We start from the raw sequence: 24,966 nt of genomic DNA, 5'->3' as shown, positions 1-24,966 counted from the left end.
CTACTTTGGAATCTCGTTCAGCGTGTAAAAGGCGTCTTGGTGCCAGAGGGGGAGTTTGGTTTCGAGGTGATGGATGTGGCCTAGCTGGAGGCCTTCGACGGTGAGGCGGACAGAGAGTCCGTCTGGGCTAGCCTTGGCGGCGGTGACTTTGGGTGTTGTGTGGTCGACCTGTGGGCTGCCGTATTTTTCCTGGTAGATGTAGGTCCAGGTTTTCATTGAGTAATTGGAAACATCGGCAACGGTCTTGGCATCCATCGGTTGGGTGAAGGTGAGGGTGAAGCCGTCATTGTTCACGGACATGGTTTTGATTTCGGGTGGTGTCTTGCCGGTGAAGCGCACGCGCTCGAATGAAAATGTTTTACCACCTGTGGACGCCCAGCCCCGGTTAGTTCCGCCGGTGAAGAGGGTGCCGTCTTCGGCAAGGCGCATAGGTACGATGCCGCACTGGAAACCGTTGAGGAATTTGAAAACAGCACCTTGATAGACACCATTGACTTTTTCCAAGAAGACACGCTGCACGGCAGAGTGGGTTTGTTCCCCGACGAAAACTTGGCCAGCGAATGGGCCGAACTTGCCTTGGGTCTGGTCAGTGATAATGGCGGTGGGTGACTGGCCAACGATGCCGTGGGGAAATTGCACCGCAGGTGGCACTAGCTGAGGGATGCGTTTGCGCTCGATGTGGATGCGTGAGCCGTCTTTAGGGTCGGTGGGACGTGGCCCCATGTTAGGGGCGTCCTTGTAGAAAATGTTGCCAACCGGGCAGCCGGTAAAGCTGCCGATCTTGGCGTGTTTCAGACACGAGGTTCCGTTCCATTTGCCTTGGTTATCAGTGTAGAATGTGTCGCCCTCGGCGTTAAAACCAATCCCTCCTGGTGAGCGGACACCGGAGGCTGTGGGGATCATTTTTCCATCGGGAGTGATTCTAACAACCCACCCGCGCCATGGCGAATTCGCGTGGAAGGAGCCGGTGAGACAGAGGGTTGTCCAGACATTGCCGTCCTTGTCTGGGGTGGAGCCGAAGGCATATTCGTGGTAGTCGGAATTGATTCCCCAGTCGCCGCCGATAACATCGATGATGTCAGCACGACCATCGCCGTCAGAGTCTTTCATGCGTCCGTGTTCGTTGCGATCGGTGTAGTGAATCCAACCATCTTTGTAGAACATGCCGAGAGGTTCGTGCAAACCACGGTGAAATAGCTGCCATGTTACCTGCGACAGATCTTCGCCATAGGCACCGGTGCAGATCCAGACGTCACCACGACGAGTGCCCACGGCGATTTTCTGATCGGGCAGAAGAGCGATGGAGCCAATTTCCATGACCTCACCTTCGGGGAGAGGGATGGCATCACGTTGGTAAAACTCCGACATCCGCTCGTCAGCGGTCGGGAGTTTGTCGCCGCGTCTGATCTGAGCGTGCAGTGGCAGGATGATGAGGAAAAGAAGAAGGTATTTCACGGAATCAGAGTGTAGGTGAGAGTGTGGGTGCCGGGGGTAAATTCGAGAGTGAGTGAGTCAGCTGTGACCTGGCTTTTAGCATCAGTGGTGAGTAACCAAGTGTCTCCTAACACAAACCCACCAGAGGCTTTGCTTTCGATCTTGATGCCTTTGGCTGCGATGAACGGAAGCGTGCCTGATCCTTTGATGGTGATGGTTCTGACCATCTGGCCAGGTTTGTCGCCAGGCATTGGAGCATCTGTGATTTCGTGTTCACCGATGAGATACTTCAGAGTTGGCCTTCTGAGTTTGTCCAAGGTGTAACCTTTGAATCGAGCTGGGGATTCGGATACAAAACCAACGGGGCTGCCGAGTTTGATGAGGTTGGTTCCGGCTGGATCAGTGCGACCGACACCACGGGCAATCCAGTGTTGAGCGGCATTGATGAATTTTCCTGACCATAATAACTCAATTGCGCAATGTCTGGTGCTGAAAGCGTAGTTTGCGCCGTTGGGATGACCGACCGCTAACGAACGCGGTGTGGTGTTGTTCAAGAAGTTGTTATAGATCACGGACTCCGAACCAGTGGGGGAGATATCGATGACCGGGAGTGGGCGTTTCTTTTGAGATTTCTGTGGGGTGGACATCCACTGGGTGCCCTTAATGCCTGGGCCGGTCCAAGACAGAGAAATACCTTGGTTTCCCTGGTATTCAAAATACTCGATCCGGATAGGTGTCTCGCCCTGCTTGAGTGCCACCTTGGTGGTCTTGCTCCGTTTCGCATCGTTCAGAGCGCCCAGTCCTTTGACCTCGGAAATTTTCTTTCCTCCGATGAAAAGTGCGGACTCATCATCCGAAGCTAACACGATCTTGTAAGTGCCGTCTTTGGGCACATTGAGTTGCCCCTCCCAGACCACGGCGAAGTGGTCTTTGGCAGCGATGTTATCCAGATTGAGGATGCCGTGGTGCTCTTCCTCCACGGAGGTGCTTTTCAGCTTTTTAAAATCTGGCAGAGACCCCCATTTTCCTTCGTAGGTGGTCCGGATGAGATCGGATATGGGAGACTTGGGATGCGGCAGAGGGTAGACCTTCAGGATTTCCGGTGCGGTCCAAGGTTTGTTGCGCTTTGAAGTGGCGCTTCGCTCAGACTTGACCATGGCCTCGCTGACTGGTTTGCCTTTATTACCCCATGACGAGCGAACATAGGTCAGAATGGAGGCGATCTGCTGGTCGTTGAGCACGGCTCCTTGAGGCGGCATTTCCAGATCGTAGGTTTTATCGAGGACCTCAACTTTGCCGGTCAGTCCGTGTAAGATAGTTTGGATGGCTCGATGCGGCTCTCCTTGCACCCATGGGCTTTTCGCAAGTGGAGGAAAGGCACCGCCGGTGGCTCCTTTACCATCGGGTGCGTGGCAGGCGGAGCAGTAGGTGGTGTAGAGTTGCTTGCCCGATTCCTCGGCCGAGGCGGGAAAGGCGAAAACAGTCAGGGCAACGGCGGGAAAAACGTGAAAGTGGCGAAGGCGCATGATGAACTTGATCGTGTTTGAAACCCTGAGCCCAGAGTTTGGGCGGAAGCGTATCGGGCGGATACGTCAGGTCTATACACAAAATTGCACCATGACAGAAAAATCACAGATTCAGGGTGCCGAGGAACTTAGATGTGTCGTCGCCCAGCGATTTGACCGTGTCTTGCAGCTCGTTGGCCTGCTGCACAAATCCATCCGATGTGAGGTCGGTGATTTTCCCTAACAGACCTTTGGCATAGAATTCCATATGCGCTTTGAGTTTGGCTTGGTAGGCATCGTCCAGCGTCTTGAGAGCTGTTTTCGATTCCTTGTGGATTTCGTGAAATGCGGAGGGTGCAAATTCTGGCAGTGAGTCTGGAAGTTCGCCCGATTGTTCGACTTTTTCCATAGCTTCATCGACTAGGTTGATGATGCGTTCCTGTCCCCAACCACCGCGACCGCCTCTGCCACCACGCCCGCCACCTGGCACGTCGACTTTTTTGGCGGCGCGTTTCATGCTGCGGATGTATTTGTCAACGAGCTGGTCTCGATCTTTCTTGTATTCAGCCACGTCTGGTTTGACGCGGTCGGCGATCTTGCGATTGACGGAGGCCAGCCACTTATCGAGATCGAATGTTCCAGCGGTGGATGTTTGTTTCGGCTGGCTCCACTCGATGAGGGTTACACTTGCGTCTCCGGCATCGCCGTCACTGGATGACCAGGCCCTAGCATCGCTGGCGGATTCAAGGGTCATCAGCATGCGGTTTTGGGCGGTGTCTTTACTGGGTTGGCCGCTTTTCCATCCGCTAGAATGCCATGCCTCCTTGGTGAGCCATTGCCATGGGGATGTGGGAGTGAGGAGATAGCCTCCGATCCAGAAGCTGGTCGTTTTGTCTTTGTTAGAAAAAGTTTGCGCGAGCCACTCGTTCTCGACGGGGGATGAGGGCACTGCGAGCTGTCCTTTATTTTCAACAGCCAATTCCCGAGCTTTATCCCATGAGAGTTTTTTATCTAACAGAAGGAAGTGGGATTTCGAATGTGTGCGAGTTCCTACAGGGTAAATGGCTTTGTCCAAGCCGTTTTTTTCGATGGACGCTGTAGTCCGTTTTAGCTGCGCTTCGATGGTGCAGGGATTGGAGCCGTCGTCACGCCACTGCAGCATGATGGGGCGGTTTTCATCCTTGGATTGTGAGATCAAAGCACCGCTGGATGAAATGGCGAGGTAGCCGTCGTTCACAGTCGGCTTGGACGGGCTTGTAGGACGGTCGGCGGTGTTCCATTCACTTCCATCTAACCACTGCCAGGCATCATTCGCAGCTAGGCCGGCACCGATCCATGTAGGGTCGCTGGTTTCAAACTGACGCATGAGCCATTTCCTGTCTTCAGGATCAGCGATGACAGCGAGATGGGCTCCATGTTCTTCGGCGAAACGTTGGGCCGCTTGCCAAGAGAGAGGGTGTTTGAGGTAAAGAAAATGACTGCCGTTCTTCTCGACGGTGCCATCAGGAAATTTATCACGTGCCCCATTGGCGAGAGCATCCTTCAGTTCGCCGAGCTGTTTCAGTGGATCCTTCTTCCTAGGCGTAGGATCAGGTGCGGTGACAACTGAGGCAGCTTCGACAGGTTTCGTAGGGAAAGTGGATACCGGTGCTGGTTTGGTCGTTTCCTCAGTGGGTTTTGGCTCAATCGGTGTCTGTGTCGTTGTATCCGCAGGTTTCTTTTGAGTGGCGATAAATGCGATGCCTCCAACTGCGGCCAGAGCAAGCAGGCTCAGGGCTAAGGCGGGCGACTTTTTCTTCGCTACGACAGGCTGCATTGGGCGGACAGGCCCGGCGGCCACAGGCACGTTGAGTCTGGGAGCCGATTGACTGGAGACTTTAGTCAGCGCATCTGCCAACTCTGCGGCCGATGAGTAGCGCAGCTGCGGATTCGGTTGAGTGCTGCGTGCGACGATGGCGTCGTATGCCATTGGGCATGCGCTGATGGTGGAGGGTGCCGTTCTGTTGGCATCAGGCATTTGACCGGTCAGCAGCTGGTGCAGCATCACACCGATGGAGAAGATGTCTGCTCGGCGGTCGACAGGTTGACGATTAATGACCTCTGGTGCGGTGTATCCAGGAGTGCCGTAGATGACATCTTCAGGGTTTGCGGCCTGATTCATAGGAGCTGCTAGACCGAAGTCACCGATCTTTGGCGTGGCATCTTGAGAGAGCAGGATGTTGGCCGGTTTGATGTCTCGGTGGAGAATGTCAGCGTTGTGGGCGTGATCGATTCCCTGGCAGATCGAGATGATGATTTCGGCAGCCTGTGCGGGATCAATGGCTTTGCCGTAGCAGGAGTGATAGAGCGATTTTCCATGAACTAGCTCCATGACCAGATAGAGCATGCCGTCGATGTCACCGAAGTCATAAACCCCGATCAGGTTTGGGTGATTCAGGCGTGCCATCGCCTTGGCTTCGGCTTCGAAGGAGGCGCGGAATTCAGGGTCGGCACCGAATTCCCGTGGGAGAATTTTAATGGCGACAGGTCGGTCCAGAGAGATCTGGCGCGCTTGGTAAACCGCGCCCATGCCACCTTGAGCGATGAATGCCTCAATGTCATAGGCTGGAAACAGCGGTACAAGTTCCTCAAGCGTAGGAGCTTGAAATTGGATGGTTGGCTCGGTGTTTTCCATGGCTGAAATAGGATGATGGGGGCTGTTGGACTAGGGTTCTAGGATATCTGAGGCGCGAAATCCCTAAGTATTAACCGTCGTCAACGGCTTAAGTTGTGGAAAGATTTACCACGAATTGTGCTAAATTGCAGCATGCCAGCGAGCAAGTGGGCAATGCGCGCAAATAAACCATTGCCACCGCCCCGTGTGCTGCTACAAAGCGGTCTCACGAGCTATCGTGCTAAAGAGCTATGTCGGGCAAACTTACCTACAAAGAATCGGGCGTTGATACCAGGGAAGCCGCCGCCCTCGTCGGGGACATCGGAACCCATGTGCGCAGGACACAGAAACAGCGTCAACTGCACGGAGCCTTTGGGCTTTTTGCCGCTTGTTACGACCTCAGCGCATACAAAGAACCTGTCATCGTCACTGGCTGTGACGGTGTCGGAACCAAGCTGGAACTGCTGCTTGAGCACGACCAACTTGAGGCCGCAGGCAAAGACCTCATCGCGATGAGCGTCAATGACATCATCACCACGGGTGGCGATCCCCTGATGTTCCTCGACTACATCGGCATCGCCGCGCTCGACAAGCCACTCATCACCCGCCTGATCGCTGGCATGTGTGACTACCTCGAAGACTGCGGCTGCATTCTTGCTGGAGGTGAAACCGCTGAAATGCCTGGCATCGTTCCTGAAGACGTGGTCGAGCTCTCCGGCTTCTGCATCGGTTGCTGTGAAAAACCAGATCTCATCGACCCCACTCAGATTGCCACCGGTGACGTGCTTATCGGCTACCAATCTGACGGGCCACACGCGAACGGCTGGAGTCTCATCCGCCGCGTTTTTGCTGAGCACGGTGACCAATTTACCAAAGAGGAAATCGTCAGCCTGCTCGCTCCCACCCGCCTTTACCACGATGTGGTCAACGACATCAAAGCCGCCGGAGTCAAACCCCGCGCCTACGCCCACATCACCGGCGGTGGTCTTCCTGAAAATCTGGAGCGCCTGCTGCCAAACCACGGTGCCGACATCGTGATCCCGAACTGGGACAACGCCGCGATGCAGAAAATTTTCCAATTCGTTGACGCTGAGGACAAGTTCCACACCTTCAACATGGGCTTCGGATGGGTGACCATCGTCGCCCCCGAAGATGCCGACAAAGTCCTCTCCGCCGGTCCTGGCGGAGTCAAGATCGGCACCATCACCGACACCCACGGTGTGCGAGTGAGCATGGAGTCTTAGCCTGAAAACTGAACACTGCCCACTTAGCCAACGTCACTCATGAGCGACTCACTCAAACACGAATGCGGCATCGCTGTCGTGCGTCTTCGCAAGCCTCTCTCATATTACAAGGACAAGTATGACACTCCTCTCTGGGGGGTGAACAAGCTGTTCCTGCTGATGGAAAAACAGCACAACCGTGGCCAGGACGGCATCGGTATCGGCTGTTGTAAATTGGACATGCCGCTCGGGCAGCCCTACATTTTCCGTCGCCGCGACGCAGCCAAGGATTCCATGGCATCCGTCTTCCGCGGCGAGTTGAAGAAGTATAACAAGATGGTTCGCAAAGGTATCTTCGATCCGGAGAAACCCGAAACCGTTAAAAACAAATTCGACTTCGGTGGCGAGATCCTCATGGGTCACCTTCGCTACGGCACCTCCGGTCAGTTCGATTCCGGCTCCTGCCACCCGTATCTGCGTCGCTCTAACTGGCCAACACGCACCCTGATGGTGATGGGTAATTTCAACATGACCAATGCCGGCGCATTGAACATGAAGCTCATCGATCGCGGTCAGCATCCGGTCTTCGGCACCGACACCCAGACAGTGTTAGAGGAAATCGGTTTCCATCTCGATGAGCACCACACCGATCTTTACCACAAGCTTCGTGACGAAGGGATCGAAGGCCGTGAGATCCCTGAAATGATCTCTGAGCAGATCGACCTGCCAACCATCATCAACGAATCTGCCGAGCCATGGGACGGCGGTTACTGCATCAGTGGTGTGGTAGGAAATGGCGACATGTTTGTCATGCGCGACCCTCGCGGCATCCGTCCGTGTCACTTCTATATCAATGATGAAGTCATCGCATTTGCCTCCGAGCGAGTTCCACTGATGACTGTCTTTGAAGCCAACAAAGAAGACGTTCACGAATTGGAACCCGGCACCTGCACCATCGTGCGCCGTGACGGCAGCATGAGCAATCAGCGCTTCCATCCTGAGCTTCCCAAGAGCCCCTGCTCCTTCGAGCGCATCTACTTCTCACGCGGCAACGATCCGGACATCTACCGTGAGCGCAAGGCCATGGGCGCCGCCCTCGTCGATCAAGTATACAAATCCATCGGCAGCAATTTCGACAAAGCCGTCTTCGCATTTATCCCTAACACCGCCGAGACCGCTTACTACGGCTTCCTCGACGGCCTCCGTCTGCTGCGCCGTCAGCAAGTCCGCTCCGAGATCATGGACGCCTGCGCCAAGGGTGAACTCACCGAGGAGACGCTGGACAATCTCATCATGCGCAACTGGCCGCGTGGCGAGAAAGCCGTGCACAAGGACATCAAGATGCGCACCTTCATTTCCCAGGAAAAAGGAAGAGCTCAGCTAGTCTCCCACGTATACGACATCACCTACGATCTGGTGAAAGAAGGCGACGCCCTCGTAGCGCTGGACGACTCCATTGTTAGAGGAACAACACTCAAGGAATCCATCCTGAAAATTCTCGCGCGCACGAACCCGCGCAAGATTGTCGTCTGCTCCACTGCACCCCAGATCCGCTACCCGGACTGCTACGGCATTGACATGTCCGAACTCGGTAAATTCATTGCCTTCCAAGCTGCGGTGAACTTGCTGAAAAAGGCAGGAAAAAGCAGTGTGTTAGAAAAAGTCTACCTCGCCTGCAAATCCGAACTCGATAAACCAAGTGAGGAACGAGTCAACCAAGTCAAAGGCATCTACGAGAGCTTCACTGATGAAGAAATCTCCGCTGAAGTCAGCCGCATGGTTTACCCTGAAGATCTCGACTGGCATGGCGAAGTGGAAGTCATCTTCCAGACCATCGATAACCTCCGTGCCTGCATCAAGGGCCCGTGTGGCGACTGGTATTTCACCGGCGACTACCCAACACCGGGTGGATTTGCCACGGTGAACCTAGCCTATGTCAGATGGTTCGAGGGAGCCGCAGGCCGCAGTTACGACCTGCCTCTGTAGTCCTGTTTACATCTTATAACGGCAGGAGGTCTTTGCCCACAGATTGGCTAGGATGATGTTTTCATCCAGATTATCGATTACGTGACTAGCGAAGTTACTGTTAGTGTTTGCTCATTAAAACACTAACTCCATACGCGCCCACGCCGCCGAGCAGTTTCAGATCAAGCAGCTTCGATGAAACAACTTACAGTATCTCACTAGCATCTGCAGAGGAGCGCCAGCAGGTCTATTGGCTACGGCATCAAATTTATGCCTCTGAACTTGGTCAACATGCTGAGAACCCCGGTGGAATCATCAGTGATGTGCTGGATCAGGAAAATCATTACATCGTCGCAAAAGTTGATGGTCTTGTGATTGGTTTCATCAGCATCACACCGCCATCAGCCAGGAGCTACTCGATCGAGAAATACTTCCAACGAAGTGACCTTCCCTTCAATGTTCACCGAAACCTGTATGAGATCCGGCTGCTGAGCGTGGTGCCACAGCATAGGAAAAGTTGTCTTTTTCTCCTATTGGCATACGCAGCATTTCGCTGGGTCGAGTCGCATGGGGGAACCCATGTGTGTGGCATGGGTCGAGCGGACTTGATGAAGCTCTATCAACGGTTTGGATTGAATGCGTTGCCGCAGATCACCAAGTCAGGCGATGTGCGCTATCAGTTGATGCACGCTGCGGTATCAAAGCTCGCCGAACGAGCCTCCGGTTATGCACATCGCTTGCAACGCTCCGGATTGGAGGTTGATTGGCAGTTGCCGTTTCCCTTTCAAAAGCCGGCTCCTTGTTTCCATGGAGGTGCGTTTTTCACAGCCATCGGTGAGACTTTTCAAACTCTGGAACGACAATCTAGGGTCATCAATGCGGATGTGCTCGACGCTTGGTTTCCTCCTGCTCCCAGTGTGATTGAAAATCTAACAAATAATTTGCCATGGTTGCTGCGAACCTCGCCACCAGCTGGGTGTGAAGGTCTGATCGACACTATCTCGCGAGTTCGGGGAGTGGGTAAAAATAAAATTCTGCCCGGTGCCGGGTCATCGGACCTCATATTCAGGGCCTTCTGCCATTGGCTCACGAAGAAATCCAAAGTGCTCATACTCGATCCAACCTATGGAGAATACTGCCATGTTCTGGAGCAAGTCATCGGCTGCCAGGTAACTCGATTTCGATTGGATCCGGCCAATGCCTATGAGGTCAATACGGAGGCTTTGAAGATGGAACTGGTTAACAACTATGATCTCGTGGTGTTGGTGAATCCTAACAGTCCGACTGGTCGTCACATAGAGCGCGTCGATCTGCAGAAAATTCTATCATCCGCACCAGTCGATACACGGATCTGGGTGGATGAGACCTACATGGAATATGTAGGTGCTAGCGAGTCCTTGGAGCAATATGCCGCCTACAGTGAAAATGTCGTAGTCTGCAAATCCATGTCGAAGGTTTACGCCCTCAGTGGAGCTAGAGTTGCCTATCTGTGCGCCGCATCACATCAGCTAGAAAGTTTGCGTGCCATCACGCCGCCGTGGGTGGTGGGGCTTCCATCCCAAGTTGCGGCTGTCAGGGCACTTGAGGACGAGACATACTACCAGGCACGATATTCGGAAACACATCAACTCCGCGAAGAGCTGTCTCAAGGGCTGACACAGATCGGTTGGAAAGTATTTCCCAGCGTGGCCAATTTCCTCCTCTGCGAGCTGCCTGAAGCTGGTGCTGATACTGAAGCTATGATTGCAGCATGCCGCGCTAAAAACCTCTACCTACGCAATCCGGGAAACATGGGCGGAGAACCTAACCGACGACTGATCCGCGTTGCTGTCAAGGATGCTGATACCAACGGTCGTATGCTGGAAATTATTAAATCCGTAAGTTGTAGATCTCATCAAAAATCGGTCACTTAACATCGATGCGGTAGACCGCGCCGCGGTTCTTCTCTGTGCGATAGACTGGCTGCCGTTTCGAGTCAAACATCTCAAGGGTAAAGCCATCGAGGCGTTTCATGAGTTCCTTTCCTTCGTTGCGGTTCCACAAGGTGATCGCGGAGATAGGATATTCCTGACCGAGGTCAACTTCCCACCAGATGGGTCGGTGAGCATTTGTGTGAGTGATCAAATTGCTTTTGTGTCCCCGCCGGTTTCCGTCCACGGCCTTGGAGGCTTGCATGTGGGCGCTGTGGGTCGACGATTGACGCGCTTTTTTCTTAACTGCGACGTTCTTTCCTTCGCTCATGACCTCCACTTCGGCCAGCGATAGGAATGGCCCCTTAGGATCTGAGATTCTTACGTAGCGGGCGGTAACCGGGAGTTTTGTGGCAATTTTTGGTGGCGCCGGCGGTTCTGGGGGCGAAGGTGGCGCTGCTGCTGCGACCTTTTCTTCGACAGCTGGAGCCGCGGTGACCTCTGCCGCTTTGTCCGAACGAGGAATCATGATCCAGGCAATAGCTGCGAAACCTATGAGTAGCGTGATTAGGCCGACAGGAAGTAGCGGGTGCATCTTCTTCTTTTCTTTCACGATCGGCATCCGGACGCTGATGTCGAACTGCGGAATATAATCAGATTCCCCGACGGTTGGGATCACGCTTTCACCATTGCCCTCAACCGCATCCAGATAGCGGATGAAAAAAGGTCGGGCTTCCAAGCCGCTGGCATCGATCGCCTGACGATACGCATCAATATCAAACTTCACCCGACGGAATTCCACATCGCGAGTCTCGCTGTCGAAAATACAGTAGGAGGCCACAATATCCTCAGTACGGGGGTCGCCGACTGATCCGGGGTTGATGATGTAGCGGAGATTGGGATCACAGTTGAATTCCCCCGGCTCATGCAGTGTAACCTCGCCGGTTTCATTCAGTAAAAAAAGCCCAGGCCGGTGAGTGTGGCCGATGAAAATGATGGAGTCCTTGCAGGCAGCGAAGTTTTTCTCCGCGTCTTCAGCTGTGAGAATGTAGCCGAAGTTCAGGGGCGCGACCACTTCCGCATGCGTGATGAGAAAGCTATTGTCCTCAGGTCGTGCCATATCAGGCAGTTCGTTTAAAAACTGACATGCCTCCTCGTCGAGCTGGGACTGGGTCCATTCGATGGCAGCCCGAGCTTGATCATTGAAAACCGAGGGACACATCCTCAGGGCACAGACGGCATCGTGATTTCCTATGACAGAAATGCGGCTGTGCTTTCTAACGGACTCCAGCACCTCACTGGGGTTCGGTCCATAGCCCACTACATCACCCAAGTTGATGATCTGATCGATGCCCAGCGCCTGAATATCCTCAAGCACGGCGTTCCATGCTTGAAGATTGGCGTGAATATCTGAAACGAGGGCGATGCGCATCGGTGGGAGAAGATTATGACTTGGCTGGCTGAGAATGCGAACGGAAAAGAGGAGACAACGAGTTATACCAATTCCTGTTCCACAATTGAATAAGTTGGCTTCAAATCGAGCTGACGTCGAGATGCCAATTTTCCTATTGAAAAGCCCGCATGGTCAAGGAGGATGGCAACGTTCAATTTCACCCACCTACTCATTCTCATGCATTGCTTTACGCGGATCCTCGCTATTTATATCGGACTATTTTCATTGGCGAACGGTGAAACGAAGAAAAAGAAATTCGATCCCAAATTAGACAAGAATGCAGCGGCAGATGAGTTGCATCCGCTCTGCCGAATGGAAAACGTCTATCCGGATCAAGATGTGGAATTAAAGGTGTCAGCCATGGCTTTCCACGGAGATGATCTCTACGTCACCGTCTTCACCCCGGACCGGACCAACAAGGCACCTTTCAAAAAGGGGGAGGTGTATAAGGTGACGGGTATCATCGGGAACTCGGATCGTTCCAAAATCAAAGCTAACCGGCTCATGGGCGATCTTTACGAGCCCACAGCCATTGCTGTTCACGAGAATAAAATCTACATCGGCGAAAAGGATAAAATCTCGCGGCTGGAAGATCGCAACAATGACGGCGTTTTCACGGCGGATGAAAAGGTGGTGCTCATCGATGGTCTGTCACAGCCGAATTTCCACACCTATACTGTGGGTTTCGAAAAGCTCGTCCGAGAGGGGAAAACATACCTCGTGGGCAACCTAACTACATCCATCCGTCAGGGCGGCTCGCGTGATCTGAACATCACGGTGAATCCAAAGACCAAACGAGGCTCTACCTTTTTGTTAGGACCAGTGACAGGGAAGGAAACTCCTGCCGACGTCGATATTTCATACTACGCGGGTGGATTCCGCACGCCTAACGGAATTGCGGTGGGGCCTGATGATGAGATCATCGTCACGGATAACCAAGGTGTTTTCAACCCCAGCAATGAATTCATCCGACTCTCACCCGAGGCATTTTACGGTCACTTTCTTTTGAAAAAGAACAACACAAACATCGCCGCCTATCAGCCGGAAGATGTTGATTCTGGAAAAGGTGGGTCCAAGCATCAAACGCCTCCCACGGTTCACCTGCCGCAGGGGATCGTCCATCGCTCTCCGACTCAGCCAGTGATCCTGAAAAATCTTACCGGTCCGCTTTCCGTCTACAATGGCCAGTGGTTAGTCGGCGATCTGACCCTTGGCCGGATCAACCGGGTGTTTCTCGAGGAGGTCGAGGGGACATGGCAAGGTGCTGTCTTTCTTCATTCAGGCGGTCACGATCCTGAAGGGAAAACCGGACTGACAGCAGGTCCTAACAGATTTGCCGAGGGGCCGGATGGGAATCTGTACGTAGGTCACATCGGAGACGGTGGTCTCTGGCGTTTTCTGCCGGAGCCTGGCAAGGAGCCGAAGCCTAGTTACGGTCTCCAGCGGCTGTCATTTGTGGGTGCCAAAGACGTTCCTGCGGACTTCAACGAAATGGTCGCCATCCGCGATATTCCCGGCGGTCTCGAAATCGAACTTTTCAAACCGATCTCCGAGGCTGAGCTCAAGGCGGCGCAGTTTAATATTTCTCAGTGGACCTACGTTCCCACTAACGGTTACGGCGGGGCGAACATGGGCACTGAGAAACTGAGTGCTACAAGTGCATCGCTTACCAAGGACGGCAAACGCATCCGACTCACTCTGCCAGGTATTCGCGACAACTCACCACCGTTTGCCACCCGTGGAGACTACACCAGCGAGAATGTTGGCTGGGTCATTGACGTGGAAATTAACAAGCTGCCGCTCTATAAAAACAAAGCATGGTACACGATGATCAAACACCAAGGCGGGGGAGCGAAGACCGCTTTGGCGGTGTCTGTGAATGCCAAAAAAGATCCCATCGGCTACGCCAAAGCTCAGCATAAAGCCGTATGCGCCGCCTGTCACTCCACCGATGGCACCCGGCTCGTAGGACCAACATTCAAAGGCCTGTTTGGGCGTACGCAAAAAATCATCCGTGATGGAAAAACCGTCGAGGTCAAGGTGGACGACGACTACCTGCGCCGTGCAATCAACGACCCACTCGCCGAATATCCAGAAGGCTATCAGCCAGCCATGCCGGCGGTGAACCTGCCTGCGCACGAACAAAAAGCCCTCATCAAGTGGATCAAAACCCTCAAGTGAGGGGTGCGCAAACCGATTGTCTTCAGGGACGAAGTGACCACGCGGTGATTTCTTTGATAATCGATGTTAACGAATGCGAATCCCTAAAGATGGGCCTTGTCCATCGCCGCGAGTAACCTTGCGGCTGGAAAACGCGGCTAATCCGTGTTACACCTAAATTGACCAAGGCGGGAGGATTGTCTCCCGCCCGCTCTTTACTCCTGCGTGCGTGGTATCGTTATGAAAAAACAAACTCTGCTACTGCTCATCAGCGCGTCGACAGCTTTGGCTCAGACAACGATGTTCACCTCGGACTTCGATGCCAATACCGGAGCAGTCGTGCTTGCCGGTGATACGGATAATACCTCGGGGGCTGCGTCACTTGATGTGACTTGGATAAAACATGCATCCGTGTCGGCTGTTTCTAACTTGTCAGCCATCAGCACCGGCGACAGTGGAACTGCCGGAGGGTTTGCCAGATTGCAGAATGGTGGAGCCCCCTACGCGAATGCAAATAACGTTTTCATCAGCCGTAACCACAATCTTGATTCTAACAAGTCGACATCAAAGCGAGGCTTTAGCTTCACATTTACGACAACCAGTAGCTGGGATCTTAACAAGCTCACGGTATTGTCCGGGCATACCAATAACACGGGAATCTCAGACCAGAGTAATTCATCAAACCTGAATTTCGTGATTTCAGGCGGTACATTGGCGAGCCCGATTTCATCGAGCGCTACTGAAAACTACGGTAGTTCACCTGCTTATCACACCGTCAACTTCAACCTGACTGGACATACGTTGGGAGCCGGGACTTATACCGTGCAAGTGTTTCAGAGTCATCTCGTAGGGGGCGGTGCTTACGCGATCTACGATGGGATTTCCATGGAAGGTCACAGCGATGCTCCTCCAGCGCCAACGGTTACTTCTTTCTCCGTCGATAAATCCTACGCCACCTCTGGTTCTTCGGCGACGTTTTCTTGGATCACAGAAGGAGCCACCTCACTTACTCTCAATCCGGGTAATATCGATCTGCTTCCGTTTTCTACGGACGGCGAAGGCTCCACGGCTGTCACCATCAATAGCGGTGGCACCTACACCCTCTCGGCCACCAATGAAAACGGCACCACCACACGAGAAGTCGATATTTTTGTGGGGCCGGCCAGACCTAACATTGTTTTCTTTCTGGTCGATGACATGGGGCCTCAGGATACCTCGATTCCATTCAACGTCGATGGTAACGGCGATCCGGTGAGCTATAATTTCAACACGTTCTATCAAACCCCGAACATGGAAACTCTCGCGGCCAATGGCATGCGTTTTGTGACCGCATATGCGCAATCGGTTTGCAGCCCCACACGCACAGGTTTGATGACCGGGAGAAACAGCGCCCGCCATGCTGTCACCGACTGGGTGGGTGGCGGTGGTTCCGGCTCCCCGACGAACTGGCGCAGCTCAGGTCTGGATGCCACAGACGTAACCTTACCCCAGATTTTGCGTAGCTCTGGTTACCGCACCATTCACGTGGGCAAGGCTCACTTCGGGTCTAACTTTATAGGAAAAGATCCGCTTAACCTAGGTTTTGATATCAATATCGGCGGGGCCAACTTTGGTCACCCTGGCTCATACACAGGCACATACGGAAGTGGGGGCAGCCGCGCTGTTCCTCACCTCGAGGCATATCACAACACCGGCACATTTCTCACCAAGGCACTGGCCACGGAAGCCAATAAGGCGATCGAGGCAGCCAGCAACGAAGGACGTCCCTTTTTCCTCAACATGGCTTTCTACGCGGTCCATGCACCGTTCACCACCAATCCAGATGCGACGGGCGATTACTCCGCTTCCACCAATGCGAATCATGCAAAATACGCCACCATGCTCGAGGGCATGGATCTCGCGGTGGGGCAAATCCGGCAAAAGCTGATCGATCTGGGAATCGCGAAAGACACACTGATCATTTTCCTTGGTGACAACGGCAGCGATAGCCCGGCACTACCGGTGGATGGCCTGCCTAATGGCATCTACAGCGATTTTCCGATGCGTGGGAAAAAAGGCTCCAAGTGGGAGGGTGGCAGCCGTGTGCCGTTCATCGCCTGCTGGGCGACTCCTGATGCGAGCAATCCATTCCAACAAATCACCAACATCCCCGCCAACTCCATTGAGACGGACATCGTGGCTTCATGGGATGTGCCGGTCACTATCCTCGCTGCAGCAGGTTTACCCAAGCCAGCGAACTTCGGCGAAGACGGGCACGATTTATTGCCTTACCTCCGCGCGATACCCGGATCGCATCGACCTCAGGAAATGGTCATTCACTATCCGCATAATCATCGAAGCGACTTCTTTTCCTTCATTCGTGAAGGGGACATGAAGCTGATCTATAATTTCCAAAGTGACAGTCATCAGCTCTACAATCTCGCTACCGATCCCACCGAAAGCATCAATCTCGCAAACACTGATCCAAATACAACCACAAGGTTGACTCGCCTGCTGGCTCAGCGGCTCAATGCAATGTGGGGCACCGCAGGGCCACTTCGCCCGACAACAGGAACGACAGCTCCGTCAGGCAACGTCATTTCCATCCCTAACAATGAAACTACGGACGTAGATTCTGATGGGTTGGCTGATACCTTGGAAGATACTAACAGAAATGGGCTTGTAGATACTAGCGAAACAGACCCGGACGATGAAGATAGCGATGATGACCAGACAAGTGATGGTGATGAAGCCACACTCGGACTCGATCCACTGGATCAGAACAGCTACTTCTATCTCAATCCCGAGACCCTAGTCAGCGGGAATCTCAAGATCACTTGGCCGTCTGCTGCTGGTAACACATTTACCATCCGCTCCAGCACGGATATGATCGACTGGACGACAATCGTCGCTTCAGGAGTCAGTGCCGCTGTTTCAGGAAACAGCACCCGTTACGATCTCGGCACGCCGACTGGCGTGATGAAATTTTACCGCGTGGAGCTGGAGTAGCCTCGATGCGGTAGGGCAGATTAGCTCAATCTGCCGGATCGGAGGAATTGACTTTTGCATGCCTTAGTTAGAATCTAACATTTTCATCCGCACCTTTCTGTTGCTGATCCGTAAATGGCGTAGCACTGGGGCATTCCTCGTGCATTTTGTTTTTCAGGGACATGGCGGTTTGAGGGAGAAGGTAGGACAAGTTTGCAACTTGTCGGCAACCCAAGCACGACGAATTCACAAATCCTGCCGACAAGTTGAAAACTTGTCCTACTTTGCTTTCATCGGCTCGCTTTGGGTGAATCGAGTTTCACCACATATAGTGTAACCGAGCAATCAAAGCTTGAGCCTGTGGTGTGATTCAGTAGCCTTGATCTTGTGAAACACATGACGATTTCCCAGCTAAGGCAAAGCACCGGCACGGATGTTTTGGCCGCTAGTTTTGATGCGCAGTTAGAGCGTAAGGCCGAGCGGGAAACTAAGACGGGGAAGCCGTTTTACGAGATTACTTTGGTCGATGGCACTGGCGATATGAAACTCAAGGTGTGGGAAAACCGACCACAGTTCCGTGCCCTCGATGATATCCCTGACGGAACTTTATTGCGTCTCAGCGGTGAGTGGACACAGAACCAGTATGGTATCGATTCCGCCAAGTGGGACATGCGCCTGCTCAATGAATCCGAAGGCAAAGACTTCCTCGCTGGGGATCCGGACACACGTAAAAAACAAGACGGCGACTGGGCCGATATTCTGCGAATGACGGGTGACATCGCCGATCCCAGACTGCACGCGCTTTGTGCTGAATTTATCAATCACTACGGTGAGCGCTTCCGCCGCTCGGCTGCAGCCCGCAAGAACCATCACGCCCGCCGCGGTGGCCTCGTTGAACACGTCGCCCAGATGATGCGCAGCGCCCAGGCGATTTGCTCGGTTTACCCTAAGCTGAACCGTGATCTGCTCACGGCCGGTGTCTTGTTTCACGACTGTGGCAAGATGTGGGAGAACAATTACCCGGAGGCCGGCTTCACCCAGCCATTCAATATTCACGGTGAGATGTTAGGCCATATTCCTCTCGGCATCGAAACGGCGAATAAAATCTGGCGCGATCTCAAGGAAAAGCCGGAGTCACAACAGTGGGAAAATCTGACGCCTGACAGCGAGGACGTGCAGCTGCATTTGCTCCACCTCATTGCCAGCCACCATGGCACCCACGAGTGGGGCTCGCCGACACTTCCACGCACGCCAGAGGCGATGGCCTTGCACTACGTCGATAATCTTGACGCCAAATATGAAATGATGAGTGAGGGCTACGAAAGCTCACCTGAGCTGGCCCCCGGAATCCAAGAGCGAAAATTCCCGCTGCCTGCCAGTCTCGTGACGCCATTGGCAGCTTTTCCGAGGAAGAATGAGAGTGCTGATAGTGAGACCGAGCCTGAGAGCATTGATTCTCCGCTGGATGAACTTTTTTGAGCTGTAAACATCGTTTTAAAAAATTGGAAACTTATTGATCCCCAATGCCAGCGCGTTTAGTTAGGCTCCAGCCACGTGACTAAGCCCTTACGCATTGTATCCAGCCGACCAGAGGCGCCCTTGGATCAACTCTCCGATGAAGAGTTGGTGGCTGTGTGTAAGCGGCAGTTACCACATGAGCTGGCAGCGTATCGTGTTCTGGTTCAGCGACACGAGGCGTTGGTTTACAACATTTGCATGAAATTTCTCGGCTCCCCGGAAGATGCCGAAGAGGTGGCACAGGATTCGCTGCTACAGGTGTTCCACAAGATCCACCAGTTCGAAGGACGATCGGCATTTAAGACCTGGTTGTATAAAATTGTGCACAATTACTGCCGGAATCGCATCTCAAAGATCATACGGAAGCGCGAAGTGCAGGAAGCCTACGAAGAACATGCCAAGGATGACCTCCCTGCTAGCAACCTTGATGATGTGAGAACATCCGAGAAAAATGCCCGTATTCACGAAGCCCTGAACAAACTCAAACCCAAGGAAAAGGAAATTCTCGTCTATAAATTCATCTCCGGCATGACCCTGCAGGAAATCGCAGAAGTCACAGAAATCGGAGTTTCTGCCGCGAAGATGCGCTACTATCGCGCACTTGAGGCGTTTAAGGAAGCCTACGAACGAACCGCCCAAATACCCCAGCCTGTCCCTAACACGCTCAATATCGAGCCATGAACCCGTCCGACGCCACATCCATTGATGAAAATCAGATCAGGCTCCTTTTCGAGGAAGCCGGTCTGCTTGATCAGCCTGTGCCCGATGAGCATAGGGTGGAAAATATCATGGAACGTGCAATGCACGATAACGTGATCAGGGACTTGGCATCCTTCATGTTCGAAGGGTTTCCCGCGGTGGTCGATGGGGTTCTGTCCATCTCCACTGGCAAGATCAATCACCCTGATCACGACTACAGAGCGTGATCTCAGCAACTTCACACCTTACAAATACAGATGCATTTACTAGCCCAGACCGATTTTTCCATCTCCGGTTTTTTTAGCAAGATCCGCGAGGCTCTGATAAAAATGACGGAGGATTTTGCCGAGTTCATACCGCAGATTTTACTCGCTCTCGTGCTGCTCTTTCTGGGCTTCGTTTTCGCCAAGCTTCTGGCGAAGCTGGTATGCACGCTGTTCGCTCGCCTTGGGGTTGACGCCTTATTGGAAAAATCCGGTGTCACCGGGGTGTTGAGACGTGCTGGTATCAAGTCGGCACCGGGTGCTTTCCTCAGCAAATTGCTGTTCTGGATCGCGATGCTCTTTGTCGTCAAGATGGCGGCCCAAGAGGCGTCCATCAAAGACATCTCTGATATTGTCATCAGAATCATCGCCTTCATGCCGAATGCGCTGACGGCGGCCATCATCATGTTGGTGGGCTTTGTGGTCGCAGACATCATTGGTAACGCCGTTTATACCAGCCTGAATACAGCAGGCCTGAGCTATGCCCGCACTCTTTCCAAGGTCATATTTGGCTTCATTTTCATTCTGGTGCTGACGGTAGCCTTGGCTCAGCTGAACATCCAGACGGAGCTGCTGAATGCCACCGTGATGATCATTCTCGGAGCACTTGGCTTAGCGCTGGCATTGTGTATGGGACTCGGACTCAAGGGGATGGCCTATAGCATCGTTTCCGGCGTCTACTCCCGAGACATCTATAAGGTAGGCACTGAAATCGAATTTGAAGGGGAAACTATGAAAGTGGCCGGTGTAGGACCTGTGACCACCAAGTTAACCCGGCCGGACGGAGGATTTGTGATCGTGCCCAACGAGAGGCTCATCAATGAACCAGTGAGAGGCCGCACGGGGGAGTGATATTTACTCTCAAGGGGTCTTTTTTCATTGGTTGTTACTTTTTAGTGACCAAACCTATTTTTGATATGTCTATGCATGTGTTCCTTCGGGAACGTGCGTTGTTGTTCCTCCTTCGCAGGAGGGCATATGCGGGAGTCGGAGCAATCCGGCTCCCGTAGTCGCGTACAGGGGGAGCACTGATTCGTGGCTCCCTTACAACATTTAGACCCTATTTCTCCGATCCACTATGGTCTCATCGGACCATAGTCGGCCATCAGGAACAACGCACCATCAGCAGTCACATTGATGGTGTGGCGGGTCAGATTTCCCTCGGCATCCTTCAACGAAGTGGTTCCCCACGAGTTCAAAGTCACACCTTGAGCCGCTAGATTTGCAGGGGTTAATACATGCCAGTCCTCGAGGTTGAGTGAAAACCGCAGCCTTAGTTCTGCTCCCAATGTATTTAATCCATCTCGAACCATATAGGTCAGTGAGATGTTAGGGCCGTCGCTTGAGATGTCAAAAGGGCCGTTGTCGATCGATAAAGGATTCAGTCCCATGGCATACTCAAGAGCCGTCGGTGTTCCGTCCGAATCTTTATTGGAGGTCAATGCATCGAACTCACGAGGTCTCAGGCCATGGCGTGCCTCATAGCTATCCGGAACCAGATCGTTGTCATCATCAGGATCAAATGCATCGCTCACGCCATCGTCATCCAGATCTCCGTGAGCTTCGAGGATTTTCAGCTCGGCACCTTGGCCGCCTTCCTTTGAGCCCAGCACCACAAGCGAGTCGTCCGGGGTGCGTAACCCAAACGATACCACACCTTGCTCGGGTGGTAGTGTGACTTCAACTTCGGCCCATGAATTCGCTGCGATATTGACCGTGCCTAACAATGCTCCAAATGTTGGTTTGTTAGTCCAGGTCAATGTGGATTCATCCCAAGTTGCATCGCTTACGCTGTATATTTTTAAGCCTGTGACTTCAGTTTTTGAATAAAGTCGCAGGGTGGCGGTATCTCCCGCTAGAACACGGCCATTAAGGTCAAATTTCACATAGCTATCTTTCGAGAAGTTTCCATGTGGATCATCGCGAGATTCCATTTTCATCCATCCACCTGTCGACTGGTCGGGTTGGTTAGACATGGCAAATGCATCACCTACATTTCCTAGGGTGACGCTCTCAGCCACTTGAAATGGCAGCATGATTTCCACTGCAGCCTCGCTGTTTAAGGTCACGACACTGCGATGCTCTTCATCACCCACTCGAATCACCAATTCATAATCCCCCTTATAACCTCGATGAGTCACAAGACCGCCAGAGCCTGAGGTCTGATTCGAGCGACTGACGAATTCGATCCGATTTAAATAATACCAAACCAAACCGTTCAACTTAGGTCTGCCAGTGTTGTCTAACAATCCACGTTCGCTATCCAAGGCATAATCCCAGGCGAATAAACCATCCACTTTAGGATGACTGAAATAGACGGTCATCACCTCCGCAGTGGCGCGCGCGCGAACCAACTCATCAGGATAAAAAACGCCGTCTTTGGATTTAACCTCAAACTCGGTTCCAACCAGTGGTAAATCATAGGAGTTGAACTCGTTCAAGCGACGCAGAATTTCTTCCGGATCCTCGCGCTTCCAGCCAAAGCGACTCTGAAACCCGATCGCGCCGAGATTGGCTCCTCCTGAAGTCAGGTAGTCTAACTTGGTTTTGAACTGTCCGAGACGGTTATCATTTTTACCTGAAATGATCTGAAAATCGTTGAGTAACAGTCGGGCGTCGTCGTCGACCTTGTGTTGATCAGCGAGCTGATACCAGCGAAGCATTTCCTCGTCGCCGAGAATGTTTTGGATCCGATTGTTGCTCAGAATTTCGTTCAGCACATCCCACTCGTAGACGTCCCACTTCTGAGCCCAACTGGTGATTTCTGCATCCACAGCTGCCTTCAGTTGCACTTTAAGTGTCGCGATCTCATTGTCGTCTTCGCTGGCTTCGATCTGTTCGACGATGGCCGTCACCGTGTCGCTCATATGTGTTCCTCCGGGCCACAGCAGTAGGTGGCCGCGCACAGGCATGTTGATATCTGCAGCCCAATCAAAAAACTCAGGCAAGAGATGCTCATTCCCCGCAGCCAATTTTGGTTTTAGCCCATTATTGAGCCCAACTGCGTCAAAGAAAGTGGATATGCGGGCCTTGTAGGCATCACCGTGAATGCCGTCGTCAGTGTTATCACCGGTGAACTGTTTTAGGTCCAGAACGCCCCCAAACCGAAAATCACTACGCTGCTTCATTCGCAAAATGACTTCGGCTCCTTCAACAGAATTGCCGTTCGCGTCCTTGATGAAGACCGGTTTCTCCGCAAGCCGGTTGGTCTCAATTCGCTGCTCAGCTGCGTCTTTCCAAGAAGTGTCGGAAATAGGATGGAGTGCCCACAGCAGGTCCAACTCTTCATCTCTGCCCAAGGTAATACCCAGATCAGACTCCAATTTATTTTTTTTCCACAGGGGCATTAAAAAACCGGAGCCTCTTACGTCCAAGATGACTTCTGTGACCGCTGAATCAGCCGAGGTTTGGCCGGCTCCACCTGCATCGTGTAAGTCCCTCGCCACATAGGTGAAACGATCCAAACCCTCATAACCTGCTTCAGCTTGATATACGAAGGTGCCATCCTCGTTGAGCGTCAAGGTGCCGTGTTCAGGGGCGTCGATCATGATCGCTGTTAGAGGGTCGTCATTGCCATCTCGATCATTTTCCAAGACGCCATACTTCACAGTCCGAGCCTCCGCAGAATATACATAATACTCATCAGCTTGGGCTATTGGCGCGACATTACTACTGCTGTAGGTGATCCTCAAGAACGCCCCATTGAGAGCTTCCCGGGTGCTCAAGTCTCCTTTGATGCCACCCTGCGCCAATAAGGCGAAACTGTATGTTCCATTTCCAGAAATGAGTGAGGTCACATCACAGAATCCGTAGTTCCCTGGGGTGACAGCACCTATTCCTGTCGCAGCGACGGAGTATGCCGGCCGATTGTTCCAAGTCAGCGAATACTCATCCCACTCGTTGTCGTCGACACTGTGGGCTGCGACATTTCCTGTGTAATCAATCGAATGAAAATGCAATTCGGCTTTGATCACTCCAGCGGGAATACCGGTGAGATCAAATTGGAGATAACCAATCTTGCTGTTCTCCTTCAATCGGATCTCAGTTTTGCTGCCGAAATTGATCCCTGCCTTTTGAGGGGCTGAATTGACCCAAGCATCCATGGACACTGCGACATCGCGCACCACTTGCTCTTGAGCGATGCCGACTAATGCCGTCATTGTCCAGCTCAGTATAATGAAAATCCTTGGCATCGTGCCCCCAGCGAAATTTTTCGCCACTCAGGGGATTATCATGCCGCAGCACACCTGATCACAGTCTATTCAAGCCTCTGTTCTTTCCCAAACCGTGTGAAAAAACGCCCCTTGACCCTTATTTTCTAAGGTCGCTTGGCCGGACCCCCAGCCATTTTTTGAATGCATTCGAAAACGTGAAGGAGTTTTCATACCCCACGGCATTGGCAATTACCGCCACCTTGGTGTCATCAGCAATCAGCATTGTTCTGGCTTCTAACATTCGGAGATAGATCAAGTGCTGCATCGGGCTCCGACCCAGTTGCTTTTTACAAAGTCTGCGCAAATGCTCCTCGCTCATGATGCCGATATCGGCCAGTTCTGTCAGCGTCCAACTTCTACCCAAGTCTTCGCTGACTTTTTTCCAAACTCGCCACAAGCGCTGATCTAACTCAACAGGGCGGGCAAATGCCAGGACTTGTCTGTGGATCAGATCCGCCCAGCTGCCACCGAGCTCGTCGTTGCCACCTGCCGCGATCTCATGCCACAGGCCCTTGACCGCGCACTCCAGCGGTTTGCCGTCGAGTTCACCTCGCACCGGGGCACTGGCATTGGCGATGGGATTGACTCCTTTTTCCTCGCCATATCTCACCCATACAAATTTCCACGGCACATTCTTCACGCTGCGAAAGGCATTCAGCATGTAGGGAGGCAACAAGCAGGCCTCACCCTGTTTTAATGTTTTCCAGCCACCGTCCATCAAGACCTCACCGTGCCCCTCTAACACCGCCATCATGTATGTGCCGCTCTGATCCACTCTCCTGACCTCGTAGGGGTAAACCGCCTGCATGACACCCACATGTCTGATTAAATGAGTTCCCAACCAACAGCACACAAGGGCATCTTTTAACAAGGTCCGCTCCGACCCTCCCTCGCAGGCAATAGTAAGCCATGTGGATTTGTCACCGTAAACACGAGTATCTTCAGTGGAGGGCACCTTTCAAAGCTGGAGATATTCATGAGAAAAATCAACCATCAAAAGTG

The 24,966-nt window shown here is 52.8% G+C and carries 15 protein-coding genes; 9 read left to right on the top strand and 6 right to left on the bottom strand.

Annotation, left to right across the window (positions count from 1 at the left end; genetic code table 11):
• The 3 genes from ACSPJT_RS08235 to ACSPJT_RS08225 form a co-directional block, all read right to left on the bottom strand.
• The gene (locus ACSPJT_RS08235) at window positions 1-1,455 is read right to left on the bottom strand and encodes a DUF7133 domain-containing protein (RefSeq protein ID WP_435895897.1); all 1,455 of its coding nucleotides are present in this window, start codon (window positions 1,453-1,455) and stop codon (window positions 1-3) included.
• Window positions 1,452-2,960, bottom strand: coding sequence for a PA14 domain-containing protein (locus ACSPJT_RS08230; RefSeq protein WP_435895896.1), 1,509 nt, complete (start codon window positions 2,958-2,960; stop codon window positions 1,452-1,454). The genes ACSPJT_RS08235 and ACSPJT_RS08230 overlap by 4 nt, the downstream gene beginning before the upstream one ends.
• 103 nt (window positions 2,961-3,063) lie before the next feature.
• Window positions 3,064-5,613, bottom strand: coding sequence for a protein kinase domain-containing protein (locus ACSPJT_RS08225; protein WP_435895895.1), 2,550 nt, complete (start codon window positions 5,611-5,613; stop codon window positions 3,064-3,066).
• 230 nt (window positions 5,614-5,843) lie between these two features.
• On the opposite strand from ACSPJT_RS08225, the gene purM reads away from it, so the two are divergent.
• From purM to ACSPJT_RS08210, 3 genes are all read left to right on the top strand, one after another.
• Window positions 5,844-6,836 (top strand): phosphoribosylformylglycinamidine cyclo-ligase, encoded by a 993-nt coding sequence (gene purM, locus ACSPJT_RS08220; protein WP_435895894.1) that lies wholly within the window; start codon window positions 5,844-5,846, stop codon window positions 6,834-6,836.
• A gap of 39 nt (window positions 6,837-6,875) precedes the next feature.
• On the top strand, window positions 6,876-8,801 hold the full coding sequence (locus tag ACSPJT_RS08215) for an amidophosphoribosyltransferase (RefSeq protein ID WP_435895893.1): 1,926 nt from the start codon (window positions 6,876-6,878) through the stop codon (window positions 8,799-8,801).
• A gap of 107 nt (window positions 8,802-8,908) precedes the next feature.
• The gene (locus ACSPJT_RS08210; RefSeq protein WP_435895892.1) at window positions 8,909-10,693 is read left to right on the top strand and encodes an aminotransferase class I/II-fold pyridoxal phosphate-dependent enzyme; all 1,785 of its coding nucleotides are present in this window, start codon (window positions 8,909-8,911) and stop codon (window positions 10,691-10,693) included.
• Here the strand turns inward: ACSPJT_RS08210 and ACSPJT_RS08205 are convergent.
• Complete coding sequence (locus ACSPJT_RS08205; protein WP_435895891.1) at window positions 10,686-12,122, bottom strand: metallophosphoesterase family protein; 1,437 nt, start codon at window positions 12,120-12,122, stop codon at window positions 10,686-10,688. The two genes, ACSPJT_RS08210 and ACSPJT_RS08205, sit on opposite strands and share 8 nt — an antisense overlap.
• Window positions 12,123-12,320: 198 nt before the next feature.
• On the opposite strand from ACSPJT_RS08205, the gene ACSPJT_RS08200 reads away from it, so the two are divergent.
• From ACSPJT_RS08200 to ACSPJT_RS08175, 6 genes are all read left to right on the top strand, one after another.
• Window positions 12,321-14,324 (top strand): c-type cytochrome, encoded by a 2,004-nt coding sequence (locus ACSPJT_RS08200; protein WP_435895890.1) that lies wholly within the window; start codon window positions 12,321-12,323, stop codon window positions 14,322-14,324.
• Window positions 14,325-14,543: 219 nt separating this feature from the next.
• A complete protein-coding gene (locus ACSPJT_RS08195) occupies window positions 14,544-17,291 on the top strand; it encodes a sulfatase-like hydrolase/transferase (RefSeq protein WP_435895889.1) in 2,748 nt (915 codons plus the stop codon).
• A 375-nt stretch (window positions 17,292-17,666) separates the two neighbouring features.
• Complete coding sequence (locus tag ACSPJT_RS08190; protein ID WP_435895888.1) at window positions 17,667-18,749, top strand: HD domain-containing protein; 1,083 nt, start codon at window positions 17,667-17,669, stop codon at window positions 18,747-18,749.
• Between the two features lie 75 nt (window positions 18,750-18,824).
• Window positions 18,825-19,469 carry an RNA polymerase sigma factor gene (locus ACSPJT_RS08185; protein WP_435895887.1) on the top strand — a complete coding sequence of 215 codons (645 nt, stop codon included), beginning with the start codon at window positions 18,825-18,827 and terminating at the stop codon, window positions 19,467-19,469.
• The gene (locus ACSPJT_RS08180; protein ID WP_435895886.1) at window positions 19,466-19,714 is read left to right on the top strand and encodes a hypothetical protein; all 249 of its coding nucleotides are present in this window, start codon (window positions 19,466-19,468) and stop codon (window positions 19,712-19,714) included. Before ACSPJT_RS08185 ends, ACSPJT_RS08180 begins: the two co-directional genes overlap by 4 nt.
• A gap of 30 nt (window positions 19,715-19,744) precedes the next feature.
• Window positions 19,745-20,602, top strand: a complete 858-nt coding sequence (locus ACSPJT_RS08175; RefSeq protein ID WP_435895885.1) for a mechanosensitive ion channel family protein — start codon at window positions 19,745-19,747, stop codon at window positions 20,600-20,602.
• Window positions 20,603-20,826: 224 nt separating this feature from the next.
• Here the strand turns inward: ACSPJT_RS08175 and ACSPJT_RS08170 are convergent, their stop codons facing one another.
• Both ACSPJT_RS08170 and ACSPJT_RS08165 read right to left on the bottom strand, forming a co-directional pair.
• Window positions 20,827-23,910, bottom strand: a complete 3,084-nt coding sequence (locus ACSPJT_RS08170) for a CBM96 family carbohydrate-binding protein (RefSeq protein WP_435895884.1) — start codon at window positions 23,908-23,910, stop codon at window positions 20,827-20,829.
• Window positions 23,911-24,061: 151 nt separating this feature from the next.
• Window positions 24,062-24,919 carry a helix-turn-helix domain-containing protein gene (locus ACSPJT_RS08165; RefSeq protein ID WP_435895883.1) on the bottom strand — a complete coding sequence of 286 codons (858 nt, stop codon included), beginning with the start codon at window positions 24,917-24,919 and terminating at the stop codon, window positions 24,062-24,064.
• Window positions 24,920-24,966: the final 47 nt, after the last annotated feature.

Source organism: Oceaniferula spumae, assembly GCF_042849255.1.
Classification (GTDB): Bacteria; Verrucomicrobiota; Verrucomicrobiia; order Verrucomicrobiales; family Akkermansiaceae; genus Oceaniferula; species Oceaniferula spumae.
This window is presented reverse-complemented; position numbering and strand designations above follow the sequence as displayed.

Excerpts from the sequence above, each read along its gene's own strand:
- ACSPJT_RS08230 (WP_435895896.1), bottom strand. The coding sequence starts at position 2,960 with ATGCGCCTTCGCCACTTTCACGTTTTTCCCGCCGTTGCCCTGACTGTT.
- ACSPJT_RS08225 (WP_435895895.1), bottom strand. The coding sequence starts at position 5,613 with ATGGAAAACACCGAGCCAACCATCCAATTTCAAGCTCCTACGCTTGAG.
- purM (WP_435895894.1), top strand. The coding sequence starts at position 5,844 with ATGTCGGGCAAACTTACCTACAAAGAATCGGGCGTTGATACCAGGGAA.
- ACSPJT_RS08215 (WP_435895893.1), top strand. The coding sequence starts at position 6,876 with ATGAGCGACTCACTCAAACACGAATGCGGCATCGCTGTCGTGCGTCTT.
- ACSPJT_RS08205 (WP_435895891.1), bottom strand. The coding sequence starts at position 12,122 with ATGCGCATCGCCCTCGTTTCAGATATTCACGCCAATCTTCAAGCATGG.
- ACSPJT_RS08200 (WP_435895890.1), top strand. The coding sequence starts at position 12,321 with ATGCATTGCTTTACGCGGATCCTCGCTATTTATATCGGACTATTTTCA.
- ACSPJT_RS08195 (WP_435895889.1), top strand. The coding sequence starts at position 14,544 with ATGAAAAAACAAACTCTGCTACTGCTCATCAGCGCGTCGACAGCTTTG.
- ACSPJT_RS08190 (WP_435895888.1), top strand. The coding sequence starts at position 17,667 with ATGACGATTTCCCAGCTAAGGCAAAGCACCGGCACGGATGTTTTGGCC.
- ACSPJT_RS08180 (WP_435895886.1), top strand. The coding sequence starts at position 19,466 with ATGAACCCGTCCGACGCCACATCCATTGATGAAAATCAGATCAGGCTC.
- ACSPJT_RS08175 (WP_435895885.1), top strand. The coding sequence starts at position 19,745 with ATGCATTTACTAGCCCAGACCGATTTTTCCATCTCCGGTTTTTTTAGC.
- ACSPJT_RS08170 (WP_435895884.1), bottom strand. The coding sequence starts at position 23,910 with ATGACGGCATTAGTCGGCATCGCTCAAGAGCAAGTGGTGCGCGATGTC.